17 protein-coding genes and 1 other RNA gene are annotated in these 22280 nt (G+C 63.5%); 5 read left to right on the forward strand and 13 right to left on the reverse strand.

Annotated features, from left to right (window positions below; translation table 11 throughout):
- Positions 1–149 precede the first annotated feature (149 nt).
- Positions 150–1205: a class 1 fructose-bisphosphatase gene (gene fbp / locus LJ737_RS12475; RefSeq protein ID WP_227766141.1), complete on the forward strand. Its 1056-nt coding sequence runs from the start codon at positions 150–152 to the stop codon at positions 1203–1205.
- Between the two features lie 95 nt (positions 1206–1300).
- Positions 1301–1834, forward strand: coding sequence for a DinB family protein (locus tag LJ737_RS12480; protein ID WP_227766143.1), 534 nt, complete (start codon positions 1301–1303; stop codon positions 1832–1834).
- On the opposite strand, the gene LJ737_RS12485 is transcribed toward LJ737_RS12480, so the two are convergent.
- The 8 genes from LJ737_RS12485 to LJ737_RS12520 form a co-directional block, all read right to left on the reverse strand.
- Entirely contained in the window at positions 1831–2001 is a 171-nt protein-coding gene (locus LJ737_RS12485) for a hypothetical protein (protein WP_227766144.1), read from the reverse strand. The genes LJ737_RS12480 and LJ737_RS12485 overlap by 4 nt on opposite strands.
- Positions 2002–2065: 64 nt before the next feature.
- Positions 2066–2938 (reverse strand): pirin family protein, encoded by an 873-nt coding sequence (locus LJ737_RS12490; RefSeq protein WP_227766146.1) that lies wholly within the window; start codon positions 2936–2938, stop codon positions 2066–2068.
- Between the two features lie 262 nt (positions 2939–3200).
- Complete coding sequence (locus tag LJ737_RS12495; RefSeq protein ID WP_227766148.1) at positions 3201–5333, reverse strand: T9SS type A sorting domain-containing protein; 2133 nt, start codon at positions 5331–5333, stop codon at positions 3201–3203.
- 662 nt (positions 5334–5995) lie between these two features.
- A complete protein-coding gene (locus LJ737_RS12500; RefSeq protein ID WP_227766150.1) occupies positions 5996–6658 on the reverse strand; it encodes a hypothetical protein in 663 nt (220 codons plus the stop codon).
- Between the two features lie 82 nt (positions 6659–6740).
- Positions 6741–7283 (reverse strand): hypothetical protein, encoded by a 543-nt coding sequence (locus tag LJ737_RS12505; protein ID WP_227766152.1) that lies wholly within the window; start codon positions 7281–7283, stop codon positions 6741–6743.
- Between the two features lie 103 nt (positions 7284–7386).
- A complete protein-coding gene (gene icd, locus LJ737_RS12510) occupies positions 7387–8652 on the reverse strand; it encodes an NADP-dependent isocitrate dehydrogenase (RefSeq protein WP_227766154.1) in 1266 nt (421 codons plus the stop codon).
- A 483-nt stretch (positions 8653–9135) separates the two neighbouring features.
- Entirely contained in the window at positions 9136–12186 is a 3051-nt protein-coding gene (locus LJ737_RS12515) for a M16 family metallopeptidase (RefSeq protein ID WP_227766157.1), read from the reverse strand.
- A 307-nt stretch (positions 12187–12493) separates the two neighbouring features.
- The gene (locus LJ737_RS12520; RefSeq protein ID WP_227766159.1) at positions 12494–14539 is read right to left on the reverse strand and encodes a DNA polymerase III subunit gamma/tau; all 2046 of its coding nucleotides are present in this window, start codon (positions 14537–14539) and stop codon (positions 12494–12496) included.
- 507 nt (positions 14540–15046) lie between these two features.
- Here LJ737_RS12520 and LJ737_RS12525 point away from each other — a divergent pair.
- The 3 genes from LJ737_RS12525 (at position 15047) to LJ737_RS12535 (ending at position 17594) form a co-directional block, all read left to right on the forward strand.
- Positions 15047–15565, forward strand: coding sequence for a hypothetical protein (locus tag LJ737_RS12525; protein WP_227766160.1), 519 nt, complete (start codon positions 15047–15049; stop codon positions 15563–15565).
- A 142-nt stretch (positions 15566–15707) separates the two neighbouring features.
- Positions 15708–16078, forward strand: a transfer-messenger RNA (tmRNA) gene (ssrA, locus tag LJ737_RS12530).
- 196 nt (positions 16079–16274) lie between these two features.
- On the forward strand, positions 16275–17594 hold the full coding sequence (locus LJ737_RS12535) for a cystathionine gamma-synthase family protein (protein ID WP_227766162.1): 1320 nt from the start codon (positions 16275–16277) through the stop codon (positions 17592–17594).
- Between the two features lie 359 nt (positions 17595–17953).
- Here the strand turns inward: LJ737_RS12535 and LJ737_RS12540 are convergent, their stop codons facing one another.
- The 5 genes from LJ737_RS12540 to LJ737_RS12560 all read right to left on the reverse strand — a co-directional run bounded on the left by LJ737_RS12540 (position 17954) and on the right by LJ737_RS12560 (position 22272).
- Complete coding sequence (locus LJ737_RS12540; protein ID WP_227766163.1) at positions 17954–18319, reverse strand: hypothetical protein; 366 nt, start codon at positions 18317–18319, stop codon at positions 17954–17956.
- 11 nt (positions 18320–18330) lie between these two features.
- Complete coding sequence (uvsE, locus tag LJ737_RS12545) at positions 18331–19245, reverse strand: UV DNA damage repair endonuclease UvsE (RefSeq protein ID WP_227766166.1); 915 nt, start codon at positions 19243–19245, stop codon at positions 18331–18333.
- A gap of 51 nt (positions 19246–19296) precedes the next feature.
- Positions 19297–20076: a carboxypeptidase-like regulatory domain-containing protein gene (locus LJ737_RS12550; protein WP_227766167.1), complete on the reverse strand. Its 780-nt coding sequence runs from the start codon at positions 20074–20076 to the stop codon at positions 19297–19299.
- A gap of 147 nt (positions 20077–20223) precedes the next feature.
- Complete coding sequence (locus LJ737_RS12555) at positions 20224–20922, reverse strand: hypothetical protein (protein WP_227766170.1); 699 nt, start codon at positions 20920–20922, stop codon at positions 20224–20226.
- A gap of 114 nt (positions 20923–21036) precedes the next feature.
- On the reverse strand, positions 21037–22272 hold the full coding sequence (locus LJ737_RS12560; RefSeq protein WP_227766172.1) for a metallophosphoesterase: 1236 nt from the start codon (positions 22270–22272) through the stop codon (positions 21037–21039).
- Between the last annotated feature and the right edge of the window lie 8 nt (positions 22273–22280).

Below are 22280 nucleotides of genomic sequence, written 5' to 3' on the forward strand. Positions count from 1 at the left end.
GCGGGAGAGTGCAGAACAGTCGTGCTGAGCATGTTGGGGAACTTGCTGGTAATTAGGCTGCTAATAGCCTGGTTCGGCAAGCCGCCTTCAGCGGGCTCGGCACGCTGCGTTTCTGCCCCAACCCCTACATCCGTTAATCCCACCCTCGCATGAGCAATACCACTACCAACCAGACCCCGCAGCCGCCGCTGCCCGACACCAGCATTGCCTCGCCCGTGGGCACCACCCTGGAGCGCTACATCATGCAAAAGCAAAGCGAATTTGCTTTTGCCACGGGCGAACTGTCGCAGCTGCTGCGCGACATTGCCTTGGCCGGCAAAATCATCAACCGCGAGGTGAACCGGGCCGGGCTGGCCGGCATCACCGGCGCCTACGGGCAGCAAAACGTGCAGGGCGAGGAGCAGCAGCAGCTCGACGTGGTGGCCAACATCCGCTTTATCCGCGCCCTGCGCAACGGTGGGCAGGCCTGCGCCATTCTCTCGGAGGAAGAGGACGACATCATCCACACCGGCAACGACCACGGCCGCTACGTGGTGGCCATCGACCCGCTCGACGGCTCCTCCAACATCAACGTCAACGTCAGCATCGGCACCATCTTCGCCATCTACCGCCGCGTGACGCCGGTGGGCTCCAAGGCTACCCGCGCCGACTTCCTGCAGGGCGGGCGCCAGCAGATTGCGGCTGGCTACATCCTCTACGGCTCCAGCACCATGCTGGTGTACACCACCGGGCACGGCGTGGCGGGCTTCACCTACGAGCCCTCGTTGGGCGAATTTTTCCTCTCGCACCCGAGCATTACCATCCCCGAGCAGGGCAAAACCTTCTCCTGCAACGAGGGCAACTGGTTCGACTACCCCGAGTGCGTGCGCACCTACCTGCTCGACTGCAAGCGGCAGCGCTTCGCCGGCCGCTACGTCGGCTCCCTGGTGGCCGATTACCACCGCAACCTCTTCACCGGCGGCATCTACCTCTACCCGCCCACCGCGAAGAACACCAACGGCAAGCTGCGCCTGCTCTACGAGTGCTACCCGCTGGCTTTCCTCATCGAGCAAGCCGGTGGGCAGGCCCGCGGGGAGCACGGCCCGGTGCTCGACGTGCCGCCCCTGGATTTCCACCAGCGCAGCCCGCTCTACATCGGCTCCCCGGCCATGGTAGCCGCGTACCAAGAGTGCGTGGACGCCGCCGAGCCGGCCACCACGGCCTAGGACTGAGCCATCCAACAAGCGCAAAAGCCTCCCCACGCGGGGAGGCTTTTTGCATTCCGGCCAACATCCAGCCCGTGGCGTGGTTTGAAGGCCGTATGACGACTCCGCCCGATTCCCGCGAAGTATGGCTGCGCGGCCCGCTGCCCGATATGCCGGCCTTGGTGCAGCCCGTAGCTCACGCTCTGCTGCAGGCCCGCGAAGAGCTGCACGCTGCCCTGGATGATTTCCCGGCCGAGCTGCTCTGGCAACAGCCGGCCGGCGTGGCCTCGGTGGGCTTCCACCTGCAGCACCTCACCGGCGTGCTCGACCGCCTGCTGACCTACGCCCGCTGCCAGTTCCTGAGCGAAACCCAACAGGCCTACCTGGCCGCCGAAGGGCAGGCGCAGGCCGACTTAACGCCCGCGGCGTTGCTGCAGGCCTTCGACGCGCAGGTCGACCGGGCCCTAGCCCAGCTACGTGCCACCGACCCAGCCACGCTGACCACCGCGCGCGGCGTGGGGCGGGCCCAGCTGCCGTCGACCATCATCGGGCTGCTCACGCACGCGGCCGAGCACACCATGCGCCACCTCGGGCAGCTGCTGGTGACGGCGCGGGTGCTGCGGGCGGGCATTACCAACCCAGGCTTTTAGGCCTCGGGCGGGGCGCTGTTTTTGCGGCTCTGCACGAAACCTATGGCAACAAACGCCACTCCGATGCCGGCAAAGGCCCGGTTGCGGCGCTTGGTCATGCCGATGGTGATGAACACCAAGCCGATGATAAACCAGATAAAGGCGCGGTTGACTTGCGGAGCGGCCACGGCAGGAAGGCGTTGGGGGTGAAACGGCCCTCAAGGTAACACGGATTCGCGGCCACGTTGCCCGCTAGTCGTCGAACGAGCCGAGGCGGCCGTTTTCGTAGTCGTCGATGGCCTGCATCAGCTCCTCGTTGGTGTTCATCACGAAGGGGCCATAGGTCGCCAGCGGCTCTACAATCGGCTCCCCGGCCAGCACCAGCACGATGCTGTCCTCGGCCGCGCTGAGGCGGATGTCGGGGGCATCCCAGCCAAACACAACGAACTGCTTGGTGTGGGCGGGCCGGTGCTCGTTGATGAGCACGTCGCCCTTCACTACGTAGAGTCCCACGTTGTAGGCGGCCGGCAGGCGGAGCGTGGTGGCGCTGCCTTCGGGCAGGTGCGCGTCGAGCAGGATGAGCGGGGAAAACGTGTGGGCCGGGCCCTGCACGCCTTGATACTCGCCGGCAATGACGCGGATGCGGCCGGGGCTCCCCGCCACGGGCACGCTGGGAATAGCCGTGGCGGGCAGCTCCTGGTAGTTGGCCGGGGCCAGTTTGTCTTTGGCGGGTACGTTCACCCACAGCTGAATCAGCTCCAGCGTGCCGCCGCGGCGCGAGAATTCCCGCTCGTGCATTTCCTCGTGCAGGAGGCCGGCCCCGGCGGTCATCCACTGCACGTCGCCGGGGCCGAGGTGGCCCTGGTGGCCGGCCGTGTCGCGGTGGGCGAGGTAGCCCTGGTACACCACCGTCACCGTCTCAAAGCCGCGGTGCGGGTGGGGGTGCGCGCCGAGCGGGGTATCGGTGGGCTGCACGGGCATGGGGCCGGTGTGGTCGATGAGCAAGTAGGGGCTGAGCTGGCGGATGCGCGAGCCGGGCATGGGGCTGCACACGTCGAATCCGTCGCCGACGAGCTTTTTAACGCCGTCGATAACTTGAAAAATGCGCCGAAAGGTGTTGGCCATGGGGATTGGAGGAGTTTGGGGCGGAGGCGGCGCGCTAGCGGAGGCGGTGGCAGGAGTCGGAGCAGTTGTAGCGAAAAGTAGCAGACTTCGCAATTTGTTCAAGCCTGGCGGCGGACCGCTCCTGAGTAGCCGCCCGTTTAGCCGCCTCCCGGCGGCCTGCGGTGGATACAAAAAACGGCGCCCCATTTCCGGGGCGCCGTAAGGAAAAAAGCTGGGGCCGGCCAAGCTAACGTCTTGCTTGGCCGGCCCCAATGACTTCGGGCTACTGCTTCAGGAACCGTGCCGTTTGGCTACCCACGCGCAGCACGTACAGCCCGGCGGGCAGCTCGGCCACGCGCAGGCGGACCTGCCCGCTGCTGAGCGGGGCGCGCAGCCGCACGCGGCCCTGCGGGTCGAGCACGGTAGCCATTTGGTCGGCGGAGGCGTCGGGCGCCGTCACGCTCAGCCAATCGTGGGCGGGGTTGGGCAGCAGAAGCAAGCCGGCGCCGGCGGCGGGCACCATCGCCACGGCCGAGTACGCGGCCGTGCCGTCCGCGTCCAGCTGGCGCAGACGGTAATAGAGCGCGGTGGCGCGGGGCGCGGCCGCGTCGCGGAACTGGTAGCTGCGGGCCGTGTTGCTGCTGCCGGCCCCGGCCAAGCGGCCGACGGTGACAAACCCGCGGCCATCGGCCGAGCGCTGCACCTCAAAGCCGGCGTTGTTCAGCTCCTGAGCGGTGCTCCAGCGCAGGGCCACGGCGTTGGGTCCCGCCGCCGCGGCCGAGAAGCCGAGCAAGGTGACGGGCAGCGGGGCCGAAGAGTTGCCGAGTGTGAGCGTGCCCAGGTCCGTGAGGCCGTTGCGGCTCACGGTGCGCGCCGCGCCGTCGACGGTGGCCAGGGGCAGGGGTTGCCAGGGGCTGCTGCCGGAGGGCGAGAAGTACAGGGCCAGATTCGTGAGTGGGGTGCTGCCAATTTCCACGTCGCGGTAGGGGAACACCACGTCGTAGCTCAGGCCGGTGCTGGTGGCGGCCGTCAGCTGGTACTGACGCAGGCTGCTGGCGTTGTTGTCGGCGCCGGTGACGGCCGTGCCGGTGGTGCGCAGGGCGGTGGTGGGCCCGGGCAGGGGAGCGGCCTGGGGCGTGAGCTGCAGGCCGTCGGGGTAGGTATAGGTGGTGCCGGCCTGGGTCAGGTCGCGGTTCATCTGCAGCTTGCCCAGCAGGTAGCTGCTGGTGGTTTCGGTCAGCGTAGCGTTGCCGTTGAGGGTAAACGTGTTGGGGCCCGTGCTCAGAATGCCGCCCTGGAAAATCAGGTTCTGGTTCGAAGAGGCCGGGGCCAGCAGGGTCTTGGTGCCGCTGCCGGCTACGGTCAGGTAGTCGAAGGCCAGGCTGGGGCCGCTGACGAGCTGCGCGCCGTTGCCGGTGAGTCGCACGGCGCGGTTGTTAGGCTGAAAGGTGCCGGTGCTGATGAAGTTGCCGCTCACGTTCACGTCGCCGCCGATGACGGAGGACAGACGCAGGGTGGCGAGGGTGCCCGTGGCGAGGTTGTGGACGGTAATGGGCGTGCTGCTGCTGCCGAAGTCGAGGGTGCCGCTGGCTATCGAGAGGGTATTGGCCACGGTCCAGGCGCCGCCGGCGCCGCTGCTGCGGGTGATGCTGCCGCCGAGCGTGTTCAGCGAGAAGTCGTAAACGGAAATGGCGCCGAAGTTGGTAACGGTGCCGCCGGGGAAGGTATAGCTGGTGCGGCTAAACGGGTCTACCGCGCTGGCGCTGGCCGTGCTGCTGACGGTGTAATAGTAGGACAAGGCCGGAGTGGCCCCGTTGTTGCCGGCGGGGTTAAGGTTGGGCGTCTGATCGTAGATGAAGTAAGGCGAGCCAGTGGTGGCTTCGTAGCCCAGCCAGTTGAAGGCGCTGGGCCGGGCGCTCAGGCCCGGCAATGCCGCCCAGCGCAGGCGCATCTCCCGCGACGTACCCCCGGACGAGCCCCGGGAAATGTCGGCGGCAGTAGTCGAGGGCGCCGACCAGCCGCCGCTGCCGTTGGTGCTGCGAAACTCGATGTAGGTGTCTTGCCAGTACACGCGCACCTCGGCGCGGAAGGGCAGGGCGGGCGTGGTACCGTAGTCGGTGGTGCCGTTGATGCTGCCGTAGCTGGCGTTGATGACGTTGGCCGGCAGCGTGGGGTTCACGTCCAGGTAGAGGTACACGGGCTCGTCGGTGGCGCCGCCGGTTTTGGCCACGTAGAGGTAGGTGTCGTCCCAGGCCACGGACCAACTACCGCTTTGGGCGGGGTATTCGCCGCTGTTGATGACGCCGTCCTGCACCGGCGCGGTGCTGACAAACTGGGCGCGGGCCGTCAGGCTGGCCCAAAGCAGTAGCGCCAGGGCGAAGGCGCCTCGGCCGAAGAAGGAGTAAGGGTGGGGCATGCAGTGGGTGGTAAAATGGGTGTCTAAAATTGCGTGATTTTTATGGTTTTTGGATGAATGGTATAACTAATTGCGGACTGCCTGGCCGGGGCGTTCAGCCGCGCAGGCGGAGCAACATGCCGGTGTTGACGGGCCAGCAGGTATGCCGCAGCTCTTGTTCGGCGCCGTGCTCCGGCTGCGGAACGGGCGCGGCTGCCGTTGGCGGGTTACCTAGCCAAACCAGGGGCTGGCGGTTGAACATATGGCGTCCTGCACGCCGGATGGGAGCTTCGCGCCGGGGCTCGGGTATCCGCCTGATTTTGTTTTACATGCACCCACGCACACGTGTTGCTGGGCTGTGGCCGGGCTTGCTGCTGAGTAGCCGCCTGCTGGCTCAGGATCCTACCCTGAACCGCCCGGGCACGGCCCCTACGGCCCGCGCCCCGACCACAACGGCCCTCCTGCTGGCCCGCACTACGGCCACTTGGCCGACAGTGGCCAGCATGGGCACGGCCCGCGCCCAGCAGGGAGCGGTAGCGCACCCCAACGGCAACATCTATGTGTTCGAGGGAGCGGTACGGCACCTCCCGGTCCATCACCTTGGGAGGCGGGGCGTTCAACAAATTTTTGGGCGGTGCATTCTGTGAGGTGGAATGCCCTGCTTTATTTCTGCTGTCGCGCCCTTAGAATGGTGCAGCGGTTAGCAGCTCTGGTTGCAGTTGTAGACTGGCCTCTAGCACACGCAGGGACTGGCGGACCAGCGTCAGCGGGTGGCCGGGGAATTGGTCGTCGTACTCGGGCTGCTCGGCGCGGTTCATAAGGGTGCCAAGGGTATAATACGGGTCGTAGGGGTCGGCGAACCAGCCGCTGTAGCCCTCCTCGGTGAGTTGGAGCTGACCGGTTTGCATCAGCTGTTCGGCGACGAAGGACTCACGCAAGCCAGTCATGCCAGATTCCCAGGCTTGTACTTTCACCACGTAGCTACAGTCCTGGAAAGGCAGTATCAGCGAACCGACGTAACCCATGCCCGATGGCTGCTGGCGTAACTTGAACAGCGTGCGTACCAGCGGCTGGGTGCCCACCAACCCACGTGATACCTCAAGAAGCCCGCCCTCCTGCTGACTGAGGCTTTTGCGAAAGAGGCTACGCAAAGTTGAGGGGTCCAGCCCGTGCGGCAGGTCGGGGGGCAACTCAAAGAAGTCGACGGAAAGCAGGGCCGGGTCCGTGGGGTGTTCCCAGGTGCGGTGGCGGGTGCTTTGGTCGCGCAAGGGCCAGCCTAGCGTATCGAAGTGCAGGGAACCGAGGTGGGGCCTCTTCGGGCCGAATAGCTTGCGGAGGAAATTCATTGAGGCGAAGAGAGGCACATCCACCAAGACGGGGCACGTGTTACGCTGCGCTAAACTCGCACCCGTCGAACGAAAAGCAAGGCTATCTGCTCAAGACGGTTTCTCGGCTTTCATCCTGCTTCAAATCGACTTTCTCCCCGTTCAAGAGGAAGCTTTTGTGTTTGATGGATTGGCAGCCACAACTCAGGGGCAGGTTTGAGCTTCTGGTGACTACGTCGATATCCGTAATGGCATGGCTTACGCCAGCCGCTGGCACCACCACCCGGTAGCTTCTAATCGTCTCCCCGGAAGGCGTGGAGACATTGCCAACCAAACGAAAGGAATAGTTGATGAAGGCGCCGGGAATGTAGATGACCTGAAAATAGGACGAGTCAGACGCCGGAGGATACCTGCGGGACTGCCGCACAGTGTCCAGCAAGTGCGTGGCCTTGGAATCAGTGTAACGGATCAGATAAGCGCCCCGAACTTCTTCTTGACGGAAACCTTGACCTAAACTATCCGCGTCGAATTTAAAGCGCAGATGGTCAATGCTCTCATCAAAACAATCGCAGCAGCTGCTTAACGCCAATAACGACAGGCCGCCCATAAGCCGGCAGCAGCGGTTTGAATAGTAAAGGACTTGCATAATCGTGGGTATAAGAATACGTGGCAATTGCCGTTGAGCACAAAACAAAACCCCGCGCCGGCTTGCACCAACGCGGGGTTTTGTTGTGGCCTAAGCCAAAGTATTACATGTTCTTAATAATCTCGTCGCCGAACTCCGAGGTCTTCAGGAGGGTGGCGCCTTCCATCAGGCGTTCGAAGTCGTAGGTCACGCGCTTGGCGGCAATGGCGGCTTCGAGGCCTTTGTAGATGAGGTCGGCGGCTTCTTGCCAGCCCATGTACTCCAGCATGAGGGCGCCGGAGAGGATGACCGAGCCGGGGTTCACCTTGTCCTGGCCGGCGTACTTGGGCGCCGTGCCGTGGGTGGCTTCGAAGATGGCGTGGCCGGTGAGGTAGTTGATGTTGGCGCCCGGCGCGATGCCGATGCCGCCCACGATGGCCGCGAGGGCGTCGGAGATGTAGTCGCCGTTGAGGTTCAGGGTGGCTACCACGTCGTAGTCGGCGGGGCGGAGCAAGATCTGCTGCAGGAAGGCGTCGGCGATGCTGTCCTTGATGAGGATTTTGCCCGAGGCCAGCTCGTTCTTCATGTGGGCGTTGGCGGCGTCCTGCCCGTGCTTGGCGGCCAGCTTGTCGAACTGAGCCCAGGTGAACACCTTGTCGCCGAATTCCTTCTCGGCTAACTCGTAGCCCCACTGCTTGAAGGCGCCCTCGGTGAACTTCATGATGTTGCCCTTGTGCACGAGCGTCACCGACTCACGCTTGTTTTCCAGGGCATAGTTGATAGCGGCGCGCACGAGGCGGTCGGTGCCTTCTTTCGACACCGGCTTGATGCCGAAGGAGGAGGTTTCGGGAAAGCGGATTTTCTTCACGCCCATCTCGTCCTGCAGGAATTCCAGCATTTTCTGGGCCTGCGGGGTGCCGTTCATGTATTCGATGCCGGCGTAGATGTCCTCGGTGTTTTCGCGGAAGATGACCATGTCGGTCAGCTCCGGGTGCTTCACCGGGGAGGGCACGCCCTCAAACCAGCGCACGGGGCGCACGCAGGCGTAGAGGTCCAGCTCCTGGCGCAGGGCCACGTTCAGGGAGCGGATGCCGCCGCCCACGGGGGTGGTCAGCGGGCCTTTGATGCCCACGAGGTATTCGCGGAAGGCATCCAGGGTATCGTTGGGGAGCCAGTTGTTGAGCTGCTTGTACGACTTTTCGCCGGCCAGTACTTCTTTCCACTCAATCTTACGTGCGCCACCGTAGGCTTTTTCGACGGCTGCGTCGAATACGCGTACCGAAGCGGCCCAAATGTCGGGACCGGTACCGTCGCCTTCGATGAACGGAATGGTGGGGCGGTCAGGAACGTTGAGTTTGCCGTTCTTGATGGTAATTTTCTGGTCAGCCATATGATGCGTTGTCAGGAAATGACGCGGGGGTTAGTGGGTTGTGGTTGGGGTGAAATAGCTATTTCGGGCGGGCAGTGGGACGTACCCGGGGCGAAATAGGATGCAAAGCACCGACTAAAAACGGGGGGAAACAAGTGTTTGGAAAAAATGTCGTATATGCGCACCCCACCTCCCGGCCCCCTCTACTGAGGGAGAGCCTGACGATTCTGGGATGAAGAAAACTCAACGGTCATCCTGAGCGCAGCGAACCGAAGGTCGGCGTAGCCAAGGACCTTCCCCGAACCCTGCACCGCCATTACCTACGAAGTGCAGACGCTTTTTCGGTCGAGCGCATCAATGCAGAAGCGCAGCCACCGCGGCCCGGACGATTGGGCGTTGGTAGCTGCGCTTCTCAGTTGGTGCAGGGTTGGAGGAAGGTCCTTGGCTACGCCGACCTTCGGTTCGCTGCGCTCAGGATGACGGTATTTACCTCACACTGCCGTTTTAATACCCGAAGATTTCCTTCAAAGTGAGCTGCTTGACTTCGCCGTACTTGGCTAGCTCCTTGAAGTTGAGGCGGTCCTTGGAGCCGATGACGAGCACGGTTTGGGGGCGGCCTTTCACGCGGGCTTCCTGGAACTTCTTCAGGTCAGAGAGGCTCATGTTGGCCGTCTGCTCGTACACGTCGCGGCGCAGGTCGTAATCGAGGCCGAGGCGCTTGGCCCGCTCGTAGGCGAAGAGCACGTCGGACTTGGTGATGCGCTCGGTGGCAATGCTGTTACGGATGCTTTGGCGGGCAATGTTGAGGTTGGCCTCGGCCATGGGCATGTCGTTGAGCAGCGTCTCCATACCGGCCATGGCCTCGGGCAGCTTATCGGCCTGGGTGCCGATGTAGCTGAGCTGGTAGTTGGAGCGGCCTGCTTTGTCGGCGTTGGCGTAGCGGGAAGTGGCGGAGTAGGCCAGGGCCTTGGACTCGCGCAGCTCCTGGAACACGATGCTGCCCATGTTGCCGCCGAAGTACTCGTTGTAGAGGCTTACCGTGGGCACCAGGGCCTTGTCGTAGGCGTCGCCGCGCGAGAGAAACAGAATTTCGGCCTGCACCATGTTGAAGTCGGTCCAGTAAACGCGGCGGTCCTTCAAGGGCAGCTCGGCGAAGTCCTTGGCGGGCGGGGTGGGAGTGAGCTGGGCGGGCGTTTTGTGCAGCGTCAGCAGCATTTCGGTGATGCCAGCGTCGGCCGAAAGGGCCACGGCAGCCGAGGCCGTGCGGCCGGTTTTATTGGCGGCCGAAATGGTAACGTTGCTAACGGAGCGCGGCCCGTAGTAGAGCACGCGGTGCTGGTACGTCTCCAGCTGCTTGATGCGGCTGATGAGCTCCTGGGGCTTGAGCGTCTTCAGCTCCTGGGCACTGACGATGTTGGTGAAGGGATTCTTCGGGCCAAACTTCACGTAGTTCAGCATGGCCTGGCTGAGGATGACGCCCTTGTTGAGCTTGGCGTCCTGGCGGTTTTTGAGCACGCCGGCCACCATGTCCTTCAGCGCCTGCGCATCGGGCGTGGGGTTGTTCAGCAGCTGCTCAAACAGCTGCAGCGCCGGCTCCATGTTCTTGTCGAGGCCGCTGAGGCTGACGAACACGCGGTCGGGGCTGCTGCTCACGTCGAAGGAGCAGCCGAGCTTGTAGAATTCCTGCTGCAGCTGGGCGGCCGAGTACTTGCCGGTGCCCAGGTACTTGAGGTAGTCGGCAGCCAGACCCAGCTTGGGGTCGTTGTTGGTGCCGATGTCGAGCACGTAGAAGAGCGAGAACAGGTTGTTTTCCGAGTTCTTGGTGTAGTACAGCGGCAGGCCGGGCTTAAGCTCGGTTTGCTGGATGTCCTTCTTATAGTCGAGGAACACGGGCTGCAGCTCGGGCGCCTGCAGGGCCACTACTTGCTTGTAATAGTCTGAGGCGGCGTCGCGGTTCACCGGCACCGGCGTAATGGCCGGCTTGATGACCTTGGGCGTGCTGGTGTCCTTGCCGGTGCGCTTGTAGATGAGGGCGTAGCCGGGGCCGTAGTACTGGTTGGCCACGCGCATCACATCGGCCTTGGTGATGTTGCCAAAGTCCTCGAACTGCTGCAAGTAGTCTTTCCAGTCCTCGCGGGCCACGAAGGCCGACACGAAGGCGCCCGCGCGGGCCTCGTTACTCTCGTAGCTTTTGGTGCGCTGCAGCTGCTCGTTGTTGATGATGGCCGGGATGAGCCAGTCGGGGAAGTCGCCCTTCTTCACCTTGTCGAGCTGGGCCAGCAGCAGCGTCTTTACCTGGTCGAGCGTCTGGCCCTGGCGCGGCGTGCCGAAGAGCACGTGCGTGGAGTAGTCGTTGTTGAAGTCGGCGAAGCTCTGCGCTTCGAGCACGGCCTGCTTCTGGTTCAGGTTCAGGTCGATGAGGCCGGCCTGCCCGTTGGTCAAGATCTTGTCGATCATGCGCAGCACCAGTGCGTCCGGGGTCGTGGTGCCGGGAAAGCGGAAGCCTACCATCACGTTTTCGGCCTGCGGGCCTTTCACCTCCGTCACGATGGGGGCGGTAAGCGGGGCTTCCTGGGCGGGCGTGAAGGCCGGTACCGGCTTGTTTTTCAGCTTGCCGAAGTACTGGTCAATGGTGCGGATGGTCTGGTCGAAGTCCAGGTCGCCGCTCATGGCAATGGCCATGTTGTTGGGCACGTAGTACTTGTCGAAATAGGCCTTGATGGCCGTAATCGACGGGTTCTGCAGGTGCTCGATGGTGCCGATGGTGGTCTGCGTGCCGTACTCGTGCTTCTGGAACAGGGACCGGTTCAGGGCCTCAAACTCCTTGCTGAAGTCGTTGTCGAGGCCGCGGTTTTTCTCCTCGTACACGGCCTCCAGCTCGGTGTGGAACAGGCGCGGCACCAGCTCACCGAAGCGCTCCGCCTGCACCGAAGCCCACTGCTCCACGCGGTTAGAGGGAATGTCCTCCTGGTACACCGTCTGCTCCACCGAGGTGTAGGCGTTGGAGCCCTTGGCCCCGATGGCGCCCATCAGCTTGTCGTACTCGTTGGCCACGGCGTACTTCGCCGCCACGCCCGAAATCGAGTCGATCTGGTGGTAGTACTTCTTGCGCAGCGCCGCATCCCGGGTGCCGCGGTACTGCTCGTACAGCGCCTCGATTTTGGCCAACTCGGGCTGCTCGGCGGCGAAGTTCTGCGCGCCCAGCCGCGAGGTGCCTTTAAACACCATGTGCTCCAGGTAGTGCGCGAGGCCGGTGGCGTCGTGCGGGTCGTTTTTGGAGCCGGCGCGCACGGCCACGTAGGTCTGAATGCGCGGGGCGTCGTCGTAGTCGGAGAGGTACACCGTCAGGCCGTTGTCCAGCGTGTAGATGCGCGTCTTGAGCGGGTCGCCCTCGACGGTGGTGTACTTGTATTCCTTGGCCTTGGGCGCCTCGGCGGCGGCAGGGGCCTGCGTGGCCGGCGCGGTGGCCGTAGCCGCCGGCTTGCTCGACTGGCATTGGGTGGTCAGCCCCAGCGCGGCCATGGCGGGCAGCAGGAGCAGCAAAGGTTTTTTCACGGATAGCAACGGTTCAGTAGGGACGAAGCCAAAGGTAGCTAGGCGAGAAGAACACCGGCAACGCGCCAGGAGTTGCCCGGGGGCTGTTTGCAGACGGCAGCAGTTGCTGGCAGCACTGGTAGTCATTGCGAGGCGTGGCCGAAGCAATCCTTCCTCCAGCAGCAGAAACGCTTCAGTAGCTACTGCCCAAAAACGGCACCGCCCGAAACTGCAGCTACAGTTTCGGGCGGTTGGTATTGATTCGTCAGCCCGTGGTAGAGGACCGATTGCTGCGCTTCGCTCGCAACGACAGTGGGGTGAGCCGGCCCTAGAAATCCGTGTCCAGGCCCAGCTTCTGCTTCATGTCCAGCAGCACTGGGAATTTCTGGGCCAGGTACTCGAAGCGGTCCGAGGAGGTGTACAGGCGCATGGCGTTCTGCTCCTGATGCGTCACTTCGGTTTGAATAGTAAGGCTTTTGTAGCCGGTGCGCTGGCGCAGGGCCATGATAAACTCCGGCTTGAACGCGTTGAATTGGTCGAGCTGCACCGTGTTTTCCAAGTGTAGGCGGATGACGTGCTCGGCGTCGGCCTGTACTGGGCGGTTCAGGATGGTAAATTCGCTCATGCTGATTTCCTTCCTGGCCTCGGCCAGCTCGCGCCACACTTGCTGCAGGCGCTGCTGGTCGATGGTGCCGGTGACGGGCGCTGCGGCTTCCTCTTCCAGCACGGCGGCCTGGGTTTCCTGGCGCTGCGTGGCCTGGTTTTTCAGCGCCTGCAGGTTCAGCTTCGGAATGGCCAGCGGTTTGGCCTGGGGCCGGGCGCTGCCCGGGGCAGAGGCCAGCGGGTCGGGGTTAGCCACCAAGGGGCGGCTGCCCGGCTCGTGACCGGCCACGCTGGGACGGCCGGCATCCACGTGCGGCAACGTATCCACCAGCTGCCGGCGCGTCGAGGGCCGTTCCTCCACCTCGTTTTCGATGCTGGGCGTCGGGTGCAGCTCCTCCACACCGCTTTGCACCGGCACCATGGCTTCGGGCGCGGCCGGGGCGTGGGCCAGGGGCTGATTGCCCGCTACCGGCTGCGCCACGCGCGGCCCCGGAGCGGCAGGGGTGGGGGAGTTACCGTTGGTGGCCGGAGCGGCGGCGCCGTGAGAAGACGCGTAGCTGCCGGTGCCGTTTGAGCTGGTAGCGGCCGGAGCAACAGCTGCCGCGGCTACACCGTCAGTTTTTTTTTTAGCCTCGCCGTTACCGGCCGAGGCTATCATTTCCTGGGTGAGCTGCACCGCGTTGCGCAGGTAGGCCAGCTTCATGAGCATCAGCTCCACGTGCAGGCGCTGGTTTTTGGCGGCTTTGAAGTCCCGGTCGCACTGGCTCAGCAGGTTCAGGCCGGTCACCAGGAAGCTCAGCGGCGCCTGCCGGGCCTGGTCGGCGTAGCGCTGGCGCAGACCCTCCGATACTTCCAGCAGCTGCACCGTCTGCGGGTCCTTGCACACCAGCAGCCCGCGCAGGTGCTCGGCCGCGCCGATGACGAACTGGTGCAGGTCGAAGCCGTTCTGCACCACCTCGTCGAGCAGCAGCAGCGTCTGGCTCAGGTCCTGCTGCAGGCAGTAGTCGGTGAGGCGGAAATAGTACTCGTAGTCGAGTACGTGCAGGTTTTGTACCACCGCCCGGTAGCTCAGCCGATGGCCCGAGAAGGTCACCATCTGGTCGAAAATGCTCAGCGCGTCGCGCAAGCCGCCGTCGGCTTTCTGGGCAATGAGGTGCAAGGCGTCCTCTTCGGCCGTCACCTGCTCCTGGCCCGAAATGTAGTTCAGGTGCCCGACGATGTCGTCGAGCTTGATGCGGTTGAAGTCGAAGATCTGGCAGCGCGACAAAATCGTCGGAATGATCTTGTGCCGCTCGGTGGTGGCCAGGATGAAGATGGCGTAGCCCGGCGGCTCCTCCAGCGTCTTCAGAAAGGCGTTAAAGGCCGCATTCGAGAGCATGTGCACCTCGTCGATGATGTACACCTTGTAGCGGCCCTGCTGCGGGGCGTAGCGCACCTGCTCCACCAACGAGCGAATGTCCTCCACCGAGTTGTTCGAGGCCGCGTCGAGCTCGTGCACGTTGAACGAGGCGCTCTGGTTGAAGGCGCGGCAGGAGTCGCACTCGTTGCAGGCCTCGGCCTCCGGGGTGAGGTTCGTGCAGTTGATGGTCTTGGCCAGAATGCGGGCGCAGGTGGTTTTGCCCACCCCGCGGGGGCCGCAAAACAGGAACGCCTGGGCCAAGTGGCCGGTCACAATGGCGTTCTGCAGCGTGGTGGTAACGTGCTGCTGCCCAACCACGCTGCGGAACGTGGCGGGACGGTACTTGCGGGCCGAAACGACAAAATTCTCCATAACTCCTAGCCACAAAGATACCCCTAAAAGGCGGGCCGGGAAAGGAAAGTTCGGGCGGACGCAAGCCCGGCCGTGGGCTGGTGGCCTTGCCCGCGCAGGCTGCTTTGGGGCCAGCCGGCCGCTGGTTTCTAAGCGCGGGGCTGGATTTCGCGGAAACTGCCCTCCGGCTGTCATGCCGAGCTTGGCGGGACTTCTTGCGTGCTAGTGCTCGGTGGCGGCCTGACAATCTGATCCAGGCGCAGAACCGCTTAGCGGCCGCCGGATTGAATCCAGGCCAAACCTCTACTCAAAGCATGCTCTAAAAGGATGTGAAGCATAAACTCAACGCATGAGTTAGTAGCGAAGGGGGATAAATGATAGCAGAATGACAACTCGTGAAAGGATATGATATAATTATGTCAATTTTAGCTTGCATTATAATTCTAGTTTAGCTATATTATCCGTGGATGATCAGTAAGCCTGCTGCGGTGGCAGGTAGCTGATAGCCGGACCCTTAACCCTCGTACAATGACTGCAACCTCTACGCTTTCCCGCGGACTGCTGCTCGCTTACGTGTTGCTGACGATTTACTGCCTGGGCGTCGCCATTTTCACCGAATGGGCGGAGTTGCGCAGCGCCTCCGACGTCAGCTCTTACCTGAGCGCGGCTGATCTGGCCGCTTGGCAGATGGCCAGCACCGACAATACCGCTCTGCTGCTCACCGTACTGTCGGGGGTGCAAACGGCGGCCCTGCTGGCGCTGGTGTGGCTGCTGCCCGCTTCGGTGCCGCGTGGGGTACTGTGGGCCGCGCTGATCTGCCACGTGGTGGTGTGGGCCTTGGGGCTGCTGGCCCGCCTGCCCGCCGGTAGCTTCGGCGCCGCCGACCCGAGCCTAGTGGAGTTGCTGGTGCGCAGCGGCTGGGGGCGCAAGCTGGTGCTGTTGATCGAGGCGCCGCTGGCCCTCTACATGGCTTTCCGCGCGTTCTGGCCGGCTGCGGCCGGCGCCGGGCGGCCGGCGCTGCCCGGCAAAGCCCCGGCCTTGAGCTGATTGTTCTCCCCCGGAACGGGCAAGTACGGGTAACACCTTGCCCGTTCCGGGGAAACTTTTCGGCCCTGGTTCACCGTTATTACGCTGGTTGCGCTACCTTCGCAGCCCGCTCCGCTCGCCGGGGCATCGTTCTTACACATTTGGGGCTGACCGGAATTGACAGCTCGTGCAAGTCACGAGTAAGCGTGTCGGGAGTTGGACGAATCTCCCGCCAAAAAATCATCCGAAAAACAACTGGCGACTACTCGTACGCCATGGCTGCCTAGTCTAGGTACTAAGCACTAGCCATCATCCCGCATCCGTCTTCCTTTTCACGGGTGAGTCCGGGGTGTCGAAAGTATTAGGATAGTCTTGGTGGCGCTGCGACGCCAAGGCGAAACTCTAGCAGATAAGGGTAACCCATAGGCCTGATGTGCGCCTCGGTTGCTTCGAAAAAACAAGCATAGCTACACACGTAGAAAGCTCGTCGTCTTCCTTGTCTGGACCAGGGTTCGACTCCCTGCAGCTCCACTGATACCCGCTCTGTATTGCACAGGGCGGGTTTTTTGTTTTTCGGCGCCGCGTTGCTACGCGGCGCATACAAGCCGCTCATGCGTGCGTAGTCGTAACCAAGGCTGGTGCGAGGTGACACGGCAACCGAACGAACGTTCGGGTCCAGGTTGGGGCAAATCTCTACCTTCGTGGACTGCCATTTTCCCCTCCCACCCCCATGAAAGTAAAAGAACTACGCAAGCAAGCGGAGCTCAACGGGCGCACCCTGAAGCCTGAGAGCCTGATGATGAGCTACGGCTTCAACCCCGAGTGGAGCGAAAACGCCATCAAGTGCCCCATTTTCCAGACCTCGACCTTCGTATTCAACCGCGCCGAGGAAGGGAAGGCCTTTTTTGAACTGGCCTACGGCCTGCGCCAGCCCGCCCCCGAAGAGGAAATGGGCCTGATTTACTCGCGGCTGAACAACCCCTCGCTGGAAATTCTGGAGGACCGCCTCACCCTGTGGGACGGCGCCGAGGACGCCGCCGCGTTTGCTTCGGGCATGGCCGCCATCAGCACGTCCTTGCTGGCCCTGCTCAAGCCCGGCGACGTGGTGCTGCACGCCGAGCCGGTGTACGGCGGCACCGATTTCTTTCTCAAGAACGTGCTGCCGCGCTTCGGCATCACCGCCGAAGGCTTTTCGCCCACCCTGCCCGCCGACGAGCTGCTGGCCCGCGCAGAGGCGCTAGGGGAGAAGCTGGCCGTGCTTTACGTGGAAACGCCTGCCAACCCCACCAACCACCTCGTGGACCTGGACGCCTGCGTAGCCGCCGCCCGCCGGGCCGGCTCGGCCGAGCGGCCCTGCCGCGTGGTGGTCGATAATACCTTCCTCGGGCCGGTGTTTCAGCACCCGCTCAAGCACGGTGCCGACTTGGTTATCTACTCGGCCACGAAGTTTCTCGGCGGCCACTCCGACCTGATTGCCGGCGCGGCCTTGGGCACCAAGGCGCTGATGAAGGAAGTACGGGCCATGCGAACCTTCATGGGCACCATGTGCGACCCGAACACCGGCTGGATGCTCATGCGCAGCCTCGAAACGCTGAAGCTGCGCATGGAGCGCGCCGCCCACTCGGCCCAGATCATTGCCGATTGGTTGCGTGAGCATCCGCAGGTGACGCGCACCTACTACCTCGGCCACCTCGACGACAACCCGGCCCAGCAGGACATCTACCGCCGGCAGTGCCTCTCGCCCGGCTCCATGATTTCCTTCGACATCCGCGGCGGCGAGGCCGAAGCCTTTGCCTTCCTCAACAAGCTGCAACTCATCAAGCTGGCCGTGAGCCTGGGCGGCACGGAAAGCCTGGCCGAACACCCGGCCACCATGACGCACTCCGACATCGAACCGGCCACCCAGCGCGACATGGGCATCACCAGCAGCATGGTGCGCCTGAGCATCGGCGTGGAAGACCCGCACGACCTGATGGCCGACCTCGCCCAAGCCTTTGCCGGCGTGGAAATTCCCGTCGAGGCCGAAGCTCAGTATGACGCGGTGATTTAAGCGTGCTGGCAAAGCAATAGTGGCTGCCCTAGCCGCTATTGCCAGGAAAGGCTACGCCTCACCCCATCGTCATTGCGAGGGGTAGTCGAAGAACTTCTTCCTCCAGTAGCATCGCCGACGCGATACCTGCTAACCGCAACCGGCCCCGCCCAAACCTGCAGATGCTGGTTTTGGGCGGGGCCGGTTTTGGTTTCTGCCAGTTAGGCCGTCGTGCTCCTGGAGGAAGGATTGGCTACGCCTTCCTGCGGGTGCCGCGTTTGACTACGTCGACCTTCGGTTCGCTCGCAATAACTGCAGAGCGAACCAGCGTCACCGGCGGGCTTGCTTGCAACGACGGATGGGGCAGCCGTTGGCGAAGATTAACGGCCGTTGTTATCGACTTCCAACTCGCCGCCGATGCGCAGCAGCAAGGTGCTCAGCTGCGAGAGGCCGAGCTTCCGGTCTTCGGGAGCGTGGGGCAGCAGGTCGCTGATTTGAGCGCCGAGCATGCCCAGGGAACGGCCCAACGAGGGTCCGTCGAGGGGCTGGCTGGTGAGCAAGGACTGCAGGTTGCCGATTTCACGGGCAATGTCCTGCAGTTCGGGAATGCCGCTTTGCAGGAATTGCTGCTGCCAAGCTTCGGTGGTGTCCATGGCTTGGCTGAGCGGCAGGGAAGTCAGCCCGCTTTGCAGGGCGTGGATGGTGTCGGCGAGTAGGTCGGCGGTGACGGAAGGAGAGGAGGCCATAGGGGAATAACTCAGAGGGCAGGAGTGGAAACGGGAACGATGCGGCCCAGGCCGGTGAGGATGGCGCAGGCGCGGTGGGCACTGGCTTCTTTGTCTTTGATTTCGAGCATGATGTCGGCGTCGATGCCGCGCAGATCTTCCACAAAAGCTCGGAACAGGTCTTCCTGCATGGTGTTGACGTGTTTGCCCTTCCGCTCCCCGGGAGCTTGCGAGCTGTAGTCAATCATCAGCGGACCGTCCTCGGTGGGGTGCCAAGTGGCGGCGGCTAGTTGCAGGGCCATGGGCATGGGCTCCCCGCTGTTCAGGCACTCGTGGTGGAAGTTGTCGAAGAGCACGGGCACGCCCACCGCGTCGTAGAGGCGCAGGCAGTCCTGCAGGGAGTAGAGCCGGTCGTCGTTTTCGACCACCAAGCGGCGCTTCACCGCGTCGGGCAGGGTTTTGTAGGTGGCAATCCAGCGGGCGAGGGCGCCTTCCCGGTCGCCGTAGAGGCCGCCGGCGTGTATCTGCAGCTTGGCTGTGCCGTCGAGGCCCATCAGATCCAGCATGGAGCCCTGGTACACCAGCTCGTCGATGCTGCGCTGCACAATGCCCGCGTCGGGCGAGTTGAGCACCACAAACTGGTCGGGGTGAAACGACACGCGCAAGTCGTGGGCCTTGATGTAGTCGCCAATGGCCCGAAACTCGGCGGCAAAATGCGTCTGCCAGGGAAAGGTATTGACGGGGTGCGAGCCAAACGGCACGATGCCCGAGCCGATGCGGAAAAAGCGCAGGTTGTGCTGCACGTTGTACTCCAGAATGCGCTGCAGGCAGGCCAGATTGTTGCCGACGGCCTGCACCACGCGCTCATCGGAGTACGAGGCCAGCCGGAACGTGCTGGTGGAAGTGCAGTCGAGCGACTCGTTGACGCAGGGATACCCGATTCTCATAAGCTAGGCTTACGCCGCCACGCCCGGTCGGGTTCGGCCCGGGGCGCCGGGCTACGGCTTGGGCGCCAGCGCCCCGGCGGGCGGCTGCACCGGCTGCACCGGCACGGCGGGCGGCGACGAGGGCAGCTGCCACGGCGCCGTGACCGGCCGGCGGGAGGAGTCGCGCTCCACTTCGTAGCCCTTGTTGATGCGGAAATAGCGGTTGTAGGCGCGGCGGCGGGCTATTTCGGCTTCCACGCGCTTTTCCTCCTCGATTTCCTCCAGCTTGCGCCGCTGGGCCCCCTCGCGCGAAAATTGGTCGTAGAGCATGCTGATGGGGTTTTGCAGCGTTGCCACCGGGGCCTTGGGCGCGGCCGAATCGACCGGGAACAGGGGCTGGGGCCGGGGGGCGCGCTTGACGGCGTTGGGCGGCGGGGCCTGCCGGCGCACGTTGCGCAGGGCGCGGGCAATGGTCTGGTCGTTGGGGCGGCCTTCGCGGATGGTCACGCCGGTGAGCTGCACGCTGGCGCGGTCCAGCTTCACCTGCACGATGAGCTGCGAGAGGCCGGTGTCGCCCAGGGGCAGGCGGTAGGGCTGAAAGCCCACGGCCCGGAATTCCAGCGTATCGGTGCTGTTGACTTTGATGTCGAAGTCGCCCTGCTCGTCGGCCACCACGCCGCGGCGGGTGCTCAGGTTGATGACGCTGGCGCCGGGGATGGGCTTGCGCGTCTGCCGCTCGCTCACCGAGCCGGTTACGCGCACCAGGCGCTTTTGGGCGGCGGCGGGCAGGGCCAGCAGCAGGCTCAGCAACAGCACGGCCCCGCCGCTCCCCATAGTCTTAAAACGAATCAAACAGGCAATCATGCAGCGCAACAACACCAAAACCGGGTGCAAAGTAGGCAAGCCCCGGCGCAAGGAGACAAAAAAAGACCGCAGCGGTTGTCAGCCGTGCGGTCTTTCCGGGAAAATCATCGACTAACGCGCCGAAACACTCGGCGTTTAGTCCCCGGCTTTGGTTTTCACCTTGCCGTTGTCTTTTACCTTCAGCTTGTTGCCGGCGGCGTCTTTGATCTTGGCTTTTTCAACGGCCATGCCCGTACCGGCTGCCGCCGAGCTGGTTTCCTCGGTCGTGGTAGTCGTGGTGGTCGAGTTCATGTCCGACGACATCGAGCCGTCGGTGCCCGTGGAGGCGTCGCCGCTCATCGAACCGTCCGAGCTCATGCTGGAACCGTCCGACATGCTATTGGGCGCAGTCATGTAGCGGTCCTCCATGTATTCGTCGCGGCTGCTCTCGTAGGTCGAGTATTGGGCCGGGTCGGTAAACACCGATTTCAGCTCCGTGTCGGTATCCGAATACACGCTGCGCATGGCGGCAGCCATGCCGGTCGTGTCGTTGGCGTATTGGTTGTGCAGCTCCCCGAGGCGCTTCGAGCGGTTGTAGTAGGCCGTGCGCACCTTGGCGCGGGTGGCCTCGTCGAGCTTCATTTTGGTGGCCATGTCGCCCGCAATGCGGTCGGCGCGGCTGTTGTAGTCGGCATCCGAATACCCGCCCATGGCGGCACTGCCCGAGCCAGCGGCGTCGGTCGAGGTGGTCGTGGTAGTTTCGGTCGTCGTGGCCGTATCGGCCGATTTATCCTGCGAGCAAGATGCCATCGTGAGCACACCGGCGCACGAGAGCAACATGAGGTACTTTTTCATGGGAAATGACGGTGTCTTGGGAGAAGTCAGAAACAGAACAGGACAAAACCCGGAGGAATTGTCCTGTCGCCTTGTACGCCGCCCTCGCGGAATCGTTACATACTGCCGTGGTTATCAGCCCCGCCGCAGTTCAAACACCGTTATTTCGGGCAAAAAGCCCACCCGCCCGGGGTAGCCGATAAAGCCCAGCCCGGTGTTGACGTAGAGGTACTGCTTGCCGCGCTGGTAGAGGCCCGCCCACTGCTTGTACACGTATTGCACCGGGCTCCACTTCATCCACGGCAGGTTCACGCCGAACTGCATGCCGTGGGTGTGGCCCGAAAGGGTCAGGTCGATGTCGGGGTACTCATGCACCTGCCCGTCCCAGTGCGAAGGGTCGTGCGAGAGCAGAATCTTGAAGGGCGCCGCCGGGTCGGCGGCGGCGTGGGTTTTCGGGAGGTTGCCGTACTGCGCAAAGCCGCGGGCGCCCCAGTTCTGCACGCCCAGGATGCTGATTTTCTCGCCGCCGCGCTCCACGGTGCGGGCCTCGTCGAGCAGCAGCTCCCAGCCGATTTGGGCGTGGTTGCGCTTGAGGCGGGCCAGGTTGTCGGCCTTGGCCGCGGGGCTGTCCCACTGCACGTAGTCGGCGTAGTCGTGGTTGCCGAGAATGGAGTAGATGGGCAGCTGGGATTTGATGCCGGCCAGCGTGTCGATGTGCTCTTCCACCTCGTGGGCGTAGTTATTGACCAAGTCGCCGGTCATGAAGACCAGGTCGGCGCCCTGCTTATTGATCAGCTCCACGGCGCGCTGCAGCGGCTCTTTCGACTGAAACGAGCCAGTGTGCAGGTCGGAAATCTGCAGCAGCTTGAAGCCGTCGAAGGAAGCGGGCAGGTTGGGGAAGCGCAGCACCACGCGCTTGACGGTGTAGTCGGTACCGCCCTTCACCATGCCCCAGAGCAAGGACACGAAGGGCACCGCGCCGGCCACCAGGGCCGCTTTGCTCAGAAATTCGGAGCGGGAAATGGAGCGGCCCGCGTTGCCGGCCGGCGAAGAGCCCAGTTGCAGGGCCCAGCGGCCCAGGCGCACCACGTCTTCGAGCAGCAGGGGAATGACCACGACCAACTTGGCAGCCACCATGGCCAGCAGCAGGCCGCCGAAGTAGGATTTGTAGGAGGCGTGCTCCCGGCGCGAGTTCATGGCCCAGATGCCCAGGCCCCAGATTACGACCGTCAGCACCCAGTACAGGGCCGTGACGAGGCGGCGCGTATTCGGCTCGGCGTGCTGCACCATGGTGCGCACGGCCTGAAAACCATACCATTCGCCGAATACGACGAAGGCCAAAAACAGAAACGGAAACAAGCTTCGAGACATAGGTAGGG

This window comes from Hymenobacter sp. 15J16-1T3B (assembly GCF_020711235.1).
Classification (GTDB): Bacteria; Bacteroidota; Bacteroidia; order Cytophagales; family Hymenobacteraceae; genus Solirubrum.